The sequence below is a fragment of the Achromobacter sp. genome, from assembly GCF_057314935.1.
The window spans coordinates 1-7784 of sequence record NZ_DBHKZA010000142.1 but is presented as its reverse complement, the minus strand read 5'-3'; the positions used below and the strand labels follow the sequence as shown (position 1 = coordinate 7784).

The window sequence follows — 7784 nt, the reverse complement described above, 5'->3', positions numbered from 1 at the left end:
AAAAGAACCACTTAAGTAAGCACCCCAAGAATCGCATCCCGAGCCTGATGCGACAACTCCAGCCGCGTCGGCAAACTCCCGTCTGCGTGTCTCGCCGCCAACACAGGCAAAAACACCACCTCGACAGACAATCCGGTCGTCCCCATCACGCGCCAAAGATTCGCCACCAGGCTTTCTTCGCCGACAAACGCCGCGAATCCGTCGCGCTTGCCGTCACGCAAAAACCGCAACGCCACGGGTTGGATTTCCACCGCCGCTGAGCGCGCCGGCTCGAACAGGCTTGCATGGAAAGGAAGCAGGTCGAAGCCTTCGGTCGTTGTGCCTTCCGGGAAAAGTCCCACCGCATCGCCCTGCTTGAAGCGGGCCTGCATCGACTCCCCCATGGCGTGCACCGCGTGGCGTTGGCCGCGTTCGATGAACAGCGTGCCTGCGCCCGCCACCAGCCAGCCGATCACCGGCCAGCTGCGGATTTCGCTCTTGGCCACGAAAGACGTCGCGCGCGCGGAGTTCAGGACGAAGATGTCGATCCAGGAAACGTGGTTCGCCACCAGCAGCACCGGACCCGTCAAACGCGGCTCGCCTTTGAAGACGACCCGCAGCCCACAGGCCGCCATCAATGCCCGGGACCACGTGCGGTTCAACCAGGCACGGGATTTGGGACGGAGAAACGGGTAGACCGCTCCCACGCAAAACAGACCGAAAACAATCAAGGGCAGCACCAGTGCCAGCCGTAGGACAAAGCGCAGCAGCTTCAAACTGAAGTCTCCCAGGCCAGCCGGCCACCGACCACGGTGGCGCGTACCCGACCGGGCAGCATCATACCCGCGAACGGCGTGTGGGCGCTGCGGCTTTGCAGCGCTGCCGGCATCACCAGCCATTCGGCGTCCAGGTCGGCCAGGCACAGGTCCGCCGGCGCCCCCACGCCCAACTGGCCCGCCTGCGCGGCGTCCGGCGTCATGCGGCCGAGCACGGCGCCCGGACCCGCGGTCACCCGGGCCAACGCGTCGATCAGCGGCAGGCGACGGTCGCGCACCCACTTCAGCGTCAGCGACAGCAGCAGTTCCAACGCCGTCGCGCCCGGCGCGGAGGCCGGGAATGGCACCGCCTTGGCCCGGCTGTCTACCGGCGTGTGATCCGAACACAAGGCGTCGACCAGTCCGTCGGCCAGCGCCGCGTGGATGGCGTCACGGTCGCGCTGGCCGCGCAGCGGCGGCGACAAATGGAAATTCGTATCGAAAAAGCCGATGTCGACGTCCGTCAGGTGCAAGTTGTGGGCCGACACGTCGGCGGTGACGGGCAGCCCTTCGCGCTTGGCCGCGCGCAGCAGTTCCAGCCCGGCTGCCGTGGACAAGCGGGTCACGTGCACGCGGGCGCCAGTGGCGCGCTGAAGCTCGAAAATCGTTTGCAGCGCCACCGTTTCCGCCTGCGGCGGCAGGCCTTCCAGCCCCAGGCGCTCGGCGTAGGCGCCGCTGGCCGCGACCGCGCCGCGCGCCAGCCAGGGATCCTGCGGGCGCAGCCACAACGTGCGGTCCGTTCCCCTGGCGTAGCGCATGGCGCCCCACAGCACCCGCGTATCGGCAATGCCGTGCTCGCCCGGGGCAAAGGCGATGCAGCCCGCCTGGGCAAGCAGGCCCATTTCCGCCAGCGTCTCGCCGGCCAGGCCCACGGTCATCGCGCCCAGCGGGTGCACGCGGACCTGCCCGGCCTCGGCCTGACGCATCAGGGCGTCGACCTTGCCCGGTTCGTCCAGCGCGGCATCGGCCTCGGGCGGCAGCACCAGGCGGGTCACGCCGCCAGCAAGCGCCGCGCGCAACTCGGCCGGCGCAAACGCGGACCCCGTGGCCACGCTGCCAGCCCCTGCGGGCTGCAAGACCCGGGCGGACACATCGATCAGGCCCGGCAGCACGGCCAAGCCGCCGGCATCCAGCACTCGGTCAGCCTGGAAGCCGTCCGGCGCCGCCCCCACGGCCACCACGCGGCCGTCGGCCGTATAGATGTCGTGCCGCCCGTCCACGCCGTTCGCGGGATCGATCAGGCGGCCGTTGGCGATGTGCAGCCTCATGGCGCGTCTCCGGCCAGCACGCCCAAGGCGGCCAGGCGCAAATTTTGCAGCAAGCCGGCCAATCGGGCCTCGACGGGCGGCAGGCTGGCGGCCACGTCGCCATCCACTTCCACGCCGGGCGTCAGCGCGCCGGCCGGCAGCACCAATGCGTCGGGCTTGGCGGCGGCCAGCGCAGCCGGCGTCACGCCATAGGCCTGGGCGTACTCCCGGGCGGACGGCAGCAGCGCGCCGCTGATGCGTTCAACGCCCAGGGGCAGCACGATGACCACGTCGGCATCCTGCAGGCCTTCCTGCAGGCTGGCGCAGGCGCGCACGCCCAATTGCGGCAGGCTGTCCGGCAAGAGCGTGCGCGGCGCGACGGCGCGCACTTCGGGCACGCCCAGGGTGGTCATGGCGTGGATGACCGAACGCGCCACCGGCGAATGCCGGATGTCGCCCACCAGTGTCACGGCCAGGTTCGTCAGGTCTTGCTTGATGTCCTGCATCGCCTGGACCAACGCCAGGGCCGGCAGCGGGTCCGCATGCTGGCCGTCGCCGGCGTTGATGACGTGCAGCCCCGGCGCCGCGTGGGCGACCGCGCAATGGGCTGCGCCGCTGGAAGCATGGCGCAGCACCAGGATGCCCGGCGCCAGGCCTGATACGGTCTGGGCCAGCGCATCGCCCGGCTCGGAACCGGCGTCTTGCGCATCCAGGACGACAGGCAGCAGCGACAGGCGCGTAGCCGCGTCGGCGTAGGCGTCGCGGCAGGCGGGGTCGTCGGGCAGGGAAAGGAACACGGGCTGCGGCGTGGCAGCCGGCGCCTCGCCTGCGGCCCACGCGCGCGCCGCGTCGAGCAGGCGCTCGACATGGCGCCGCGGCAACCCTTCCGTTGTCAGCAGATGAATGAGTTCGCCGCGGCGATCAAGTTGCGGATTGAGCATAGGCAGGCCAGGCCGCGTGCTTCAGGACGCAGGCAGGGTGTCGAGGTATCGTTGGAGAATAACAGCCGCGGCCATCGCGTCGTCGGCCGCATGCGTACCCAGCAGGCGCTGGGCCTCCATGCTGGAGCCCCGTTCGTCGACCAGTTCGACGGCGACGCCGAAGCGGCCATGCAGCTGGTTGGCGAAGCGCCGGCAACGCGCGGTGGCAGGCTGCTCGCAGCCGTCGGCGTCCAGCGCCAGCCCCACGACCACGCGGTGCGGCTGCCATTCCTGCAGCAGCGCCGCAATGCGGCCGAAACGCGCGTCGCGCAGTTCGCTGAAGATGATTTCCAGCGGACGCGCCTGGCGTGTCAGCGTGTTGCCGATGGCGATGCCGATCTTCTTTTCGCCGAAGTCAAAGGCAAGCAGCGTCTCTTCAGGCATGGCCCGCGTCGCCCGCCAGCATGACCGGATCGATGCCCAGCAGCTTCAGCGCGGCAGGGTAGCGGTCTTCCGGAGGCACGTCGAAAATGATGTGGTCGTCGGCGCCGACGCTGAGCCAGGCGTTCTGGCCCATTTCGCTTTCCAGTTGGCCCGCGCCCCAGCCGGCGTACCCCAGCGTGACCAGCATGCGGGCGGGCCCGTTGCCTTCGGCCACGGCCTGCAGGACGTCGCGTGAAGTCGTCAGCGCCATCGCGCCCATCTTGATGCTGGAACTGTAGTCGCCCGCAGGCGCGTGCAGCACAAAGCCGCGGTCGGTCTGCACCGGGCCGCCAAAGAAAACCAGCGTGTCCTTGACCGGGCCGATCTCAAGCGTCAGTTCAATGCGCTCGAACAGGGTGCCCAGCGTCAGGTCGGTGGGCCGGTTGATGACCAGGCCCAGCGCGCCGCGCTCGGTGTGTTCGCATACGTAGATGACAGAACCGGCCAGGCTGCCCTCGACCATGCCCGGCATGGCGATCAGGAACTGGTTGGCAAAGTTGGCCGCCTGCGTCGAGGCGGCTTCGTGGTGTTTTTCCGTCATGGCAACCCCTTCATGGGTAGTCTGAAAGAACCGTGGACGGGGCGCGCGTCATGCGCGGCCCTGCTTGCCTGGCGGCAGACCGTCCTGCGGTTACGAGGGATGGGGGCTTGCCCCATCTTACGAGCCCTGGCGGAATAGGTCAGCGGATCGGGTTCAGATTTCCATCAATTCAAAGTCCTCTTTGCGGGCGCCGCATTCAGGACAGACCCAGTTCGGCGGCACATCTTCCCAGCGGGTGCCGGGAGCAATACCTTCGTCGGGCAGGCCGGCCTCTTCGTCATAGACCCAGCCACAAATCAGACACATCCAAGTACGCATAGTTCTCTCTTACATCAATTCCCGACCGTGGTCCCCGTGGCGGGGCAAAGGTGGGGGGCTTCCATTAGAATGGGGACAATCTTACCGAAACCCAATAGGGGTTCCCCTGATTCACCTCAAAATGAGTCCGGGTACCCTCACTCAAGCGCTGTCCACGTGGCCCCCGTTACTCCCCCTCTCGTTTTGGTCTTCGGCCCGCTCGATCCCTCGGGATCCGACGGCTTGCCCGCGGATGCCGTCACCTGCGCCCGCCTGGGCTGTCATGGCCTGGCGGCCGTGACCGCGCTGACCGTGCAGGACACTGCCGGCATCGAAGAAATCCATCCCGTTTCGCCCGACCTGCTGGACGATCAGGCCCGCTGCCTGCTGGAAGACATGTCCGTGCAGGCCATCAAGGTGGGCGGACTATACACCGCTGAAACGGCAAGCGTCGCCGCCCAGGTCGCGGCCGACTACAGCCAGGTGCCGCTGGTGCTGCACCTGGGTCAGCGCGCCCCCTTGCCCGCGGACGCCGCGGACGAGGACGACGCCGACGACCTGTTGGCCGCCACGCTGGAACTGGTGCTGCCGCAAACCGACCTGCTGGTCATCGAGCACCTGCGCTTGGCGCAGTGGCACGCCGACGGCGACATCGATATCGGGGACGCACCGACGCCCATGCACGCCCTGGTGGCGGCGGGCGCCGAATGGGTCCTGGTGCTGGGCAGCCCGCAGCGGCCCGGCCATTACGCCAACGTGTTGCTGGGCCCCAGCGGCCAGACCCATACCTGGCCGTGGCAGGCGCCCCCCGACCGCAACGGCGACGCCGGCGGCCTGGCCGCCACCGCCATCACCGCCATGCTGGCCCGCGGGCTGGAAATGCCCGAGGCCGTGCGCCAGGGCCTGGCGCATGCCGACGCGTCGGTGGCCGCCAGCTTCCTGCCGGGCATGGGCCGGCGCATCCCCAACCGGATCCAACCGCAATGAAACCGCTGCGATTCCCCGCCGGCCTCTACGGCGTCACCCCTGAATGGGACGATACCGAACGCCTGATGCAGGCCGTGCGCAAGGCCGCCGACGGCGGCATGCGTTCGCTGCAGCTGCGCCGCAAGAACGTGCCGGACTCGGTGCGCGCCGAACAGGCGCGCGCGCTGGCTCCGCTCTGCCGCGAACTGGGCGTGGTGTTCCTGATCAATGACGACTGGCGCCTGGCGCTGGACGTCGGCGCCGACGGCGCGCACGTGGGCCGCGAAGACGAAAGCCTGGCGCGCATCCGCGCCGAAGCCGGCCCCGACCTGATCCTGGGCGGCTCCAGCTACGACGACCTGGTCCGCGCCCGCGAACTGCTGGATGCCGGCGCCGACTACATCGCCTTCGGCGCGATGTTCGCATCCACCGTCAAGCCGGACACCGTGCGCGCGCCGCTGTCGGTGCTGACCGAAGCCCGCCGCCTGGTCGAAGAGCGCGACGCGCCCCGGCCCGCGGTGGTCGCCATCGGCGGCATCACCGCGGACAACGCGCCGCTGCTGGCCCAGGCGGGCGCCGATTCCATCGCCGTCATCACCGGACTTTTCGAAGCGCCCAGCATCCGAGCCGCCGCAGCGGCCTGCTCCGCGCCCTTTTCCGCCAACCTCAACCGCAAGCCTTGAACGCCATGTCCCGTAACGAACAGCTTTTCGAACGCGCCTGCCGCAGCATCCCCGGCGGCGTCAACTCGCCCGTGCGCGCTTTCCGCTCCGTGGGCGGCACGCCGCGCTTCATCAAGCGCGCGCAAGGCCCGTACGTGTGGGACGCGGAAGACAAACAATACATCGATTACGTGGGCTCCTGGGGCCCGGCCATCCTGGGCCACTCGCACCCCGACGTGGTGCGCGCCGTGCAGGAAGCGGCCGTCAACGGCCTGTCGTTCGGCGCCCCGACCGAAGCCGAGATCGAACTGGCCGAAGTGCTGATTTCGCGCCTGCCCTCGCTGGAGCAGGTGCGCCTGGTCAGCTCGGGCACCGAAGCCACCATGACGGCGATCCGCCTGGCGCGCGGCGCCACGGGCCGCGCCAAGATCGTGAAGTTCGAAGGCTGCTACCACGGCCATTCGGACAGCCTGCTGGTCAAGGCCGGCTCGGGCCTGCTGACCTTCGGCAACCCCAGCTCGGCCGGCGTGCCGCCGGAATTCGTGTCGCACACGCTGACCCTCGAATACAACAACCTGGACGCCGTGCGCCAGGCCTTCGCCCAGCACGGCGCCGACATCGCCTGCATCATCGTGGAGCCGGTGGCCGGCAACATGAACCTGATCAAGCCGGCGGCGGGCTTCCTGGAAGGCCTGCGCGAGGTCTGCACGCAGCATGGCGCGCTGCTGATTTTCGACGAAGTGATGACCGGCTTCCGCGTCGGCCCGCAAGGCGTGCAGGGCCTGACCGGCGTGAAGCCGGACATCACCACGCTGGCCAAGGTGATTGGCGGCGGCATGCCGGTGGGCGCCTTCGGCGGCAGCGCCGAAGTCATGAAGCACATCGCCCCGCTGGGCGGCGTGTACCAGGCGGGCACGCTGTCGGGCAACCCGGTGGCGGTGGCCGCCGGCCTGGCCACGCTGCGCCTCATCGCCGCGCCCGGCTTCTACGACAAGCTGTCGGCCCAGACCGCCAAGCTGGCCCAAGGCCTCCAAGAGCGCGCCCGCGCCGCAGGCCTGGCCTTCTCGGCCGATTCCGTGGGCGGCATGTTCGGCATCTATTTCAGCAACCAGGTGCCGACCTCGTTCGCGGAAGTCTCGCAGTGCGACACGGCGGCGTTCAACCGCTTTTTCCACGCCATGCTGGACCACGGCGTGCATTTCGCGCCGTCCGCGTTCGAAGCGGGCTTCGTGTCGGCCACGCACGACGACGCCGTGATCACGTCCACCCTGGACATCGCCGAAAAGGTTTTCGCCGCGATGTAAGCGGCGGACGTGCCGGCCCGGGCCGCCTTGCAAGGCGCCCGGCCGGCATGTTCCGGCTCAGGGCGCCTTGTAGCGCTCGTAGAGCGCCGTCACGTCTCGGACATAGGCTTGGGTTTCCGCGTAAGGCGGCACGGCGTCGTACTTGCGCACCGCCCCTTCCCCCGCGTTGTAGGCGGCCAGCGCCAGGTCCAGGCGGCCGGGATACTGGTCGATCAGCCGGCGCAGATGGCGCGACCCGGCCCGCACGTTCGTTGCCGGATCCACCAGCGCCCGCTCGATATCGTCCACGGACAGCACCGACGCCGCCGTCGCCGGCATCAACTGCATCAGGCCCAACGCCCCCTTGGGCGAGCGCGCATCGCTGCGGAACCCCGATTCGATCGCAATGACGGCGGTCAGCAACGCCCCGTCCACGCCGGAATCCTGCGCCGCGCGGGCGATCAGCCCGTCGTGGGCAGTGGACGGTTTGGCATCGCCCCAGCGCAGGGCCCGGGAAGTGGGCGCAAGCGATGCCAGCCGCGCCCCGTCGCCCGCCTGCGGCGGACAGTCCAGGCAGGCCTTGATGCCGTT

Annotated in this window: 10 protein-coding genes; 3 read left to right on the top strand and 7 right to left on the bottom strand. The window is 69.2% G+C overall.

Annotated elements, in window-relative coordinates; translation table 11 throughout:
• Nucleotides 1-11 precede the first annotated feature (11 nt).
• The 6 genes from ACO6D5_RS28820 to ACO6D5_RS28795 all read right to left on the bottom strand — a co-directional run bounded on the left by ACO6D5_RS28820 (nt 12) and on the right by ACO6D5_RS28795 (nt 4303).
• Nucleotides 12-755 carry a lysophospholipid acyltransferase family protein gene (locus ACO6D5_RS28820; RefSeq protein WP_315846811.1) on the bottom strand — a complete coding sequence of 248 codons (744 nt, stop codon included), beginning with the start codon at nt 753-755 and terminating at the stop codon, nt 12-14.
• A complete protein-coding gene (locus ACO6D5_RS28815) occupies nt 752-2062 on the bottom strand; it encodes a dihydroorotase (protein WP_485827286.1) in 1311 nt (436 codons plus the stop codon). Before ACO6D5_RS28815 ends, ACO6D5_RS28820 begins: the two co-directional genes overlap by 4 nt.
• On the bottom strand, nt 2059-2982 hold the full coding sequence (locus tag ACO6D5_RS28810; protein WP_485827285.1) for an aspartate carbamoyltransferase: 924 nt from the start codon (nt 2980-2982) through the stop codon (nt 2059-2061). The genes ACO6D5_RS28815 and ACO6D5_RS28810 overlap by 4 nt, the downstream gene beginning before the upstream one ends.
• 21 nt (nt 2983-3003) lie before the next feature.
• Nucleotides 3004-3405, bottom strand: coding sequence for a Holliday junction resolvase RuvX (gene ruvX, locus ACO6D5_RS28805; protein ID WP_485827284.1), 402 nt, complete (start codon nt 3403-3405; stop codon nt 3004-3006).
• Entirely contained in the window at nt 3398-3985 is a 588-nt protein-coding gene (locus ACO6D5_RS28800) for a YqgE/AlgH family protein (RefSeq protein WP_315846807.1), read from the bottom strand. Before ACO6D5_RS28800 ends, ruvX begins: the two co-directional genes overlap by 8 nt.
• Nucleotides 3986-4138: 153 nt before the next feature.
• The gene (locus tag ACO6D5_RS28795; protein ID WP_003814980.1) at nt 4139-4303 is read right to left on the bottom strand and encodes a rubredoxin; all 165 of its coding nucleotides are present in this window, start codon (nt 4301-4303) and stop codon (nt 4139-4141) included.
• A gap of 156 nt (nt 4304-4459) precedes the next feature.
• Here ACO6D5_RS28795 and ACO6D5_RS28790 point away from each other — a divergent pair, with 156 nt between their 5' ends.
• The 3 genes from ACO6D5_RS28790 to hemL are packed head-to-tail and all read left to right on the top strand — an operon-like array spanning nt 4460 to nt 7214.
• A complete protein-coding gene (locus ACO6D5_RS28790; protein WP_348984402.1) occupies nt 4460-5269 on the top strand; it encodes a hydroxymethylpyrimidine/phosphomethylpyrimidine kinase in 810 nt (269 codons plus the stop codon).
• Complete coding sequence (thiE, locus tag ACO6D5_RS28785; RefSeq protein ID WP_485827283.1) at nt 5266-5931, top strand: thiamine phosphate synthase; 666 nt, start codon at nt 5266-5268, stop codon at nt 5929-5931. The genes ACO6D5_RS28790 and thiE overlap by 4 nt, the downstream gene beginning before the upstream one ends.
• Before the next feature lie 5 nt (nt 5932-5936).
• The gene (gene hemL, locus ACO6D5_RS28780) at nt 5937-7214 is read left to right on the top strand and encodes a glutamate-1-semialdehyde 2,1-aminomutase (RefSeq protein WP_315846805.1); all 1278 of its coding nucleotides are present in this window, start codon (nt 5937-5939) and stop codon (nt 7212-7214) included.
• Between the two features lie 57 nt (nt 7215-7271).
• On the opposite strand, the gene ACO6D5_RS28775 is transcribed toward hemL, so the two are convergent.
• On the bottom strand, nt 7272-7784 hold a 513-nt coding region (locus tag ACO6D5_RS28775), incomplete at its 5' end, for a lytic transglycosylase domain-containing protein (protein ID WP_485827282.1).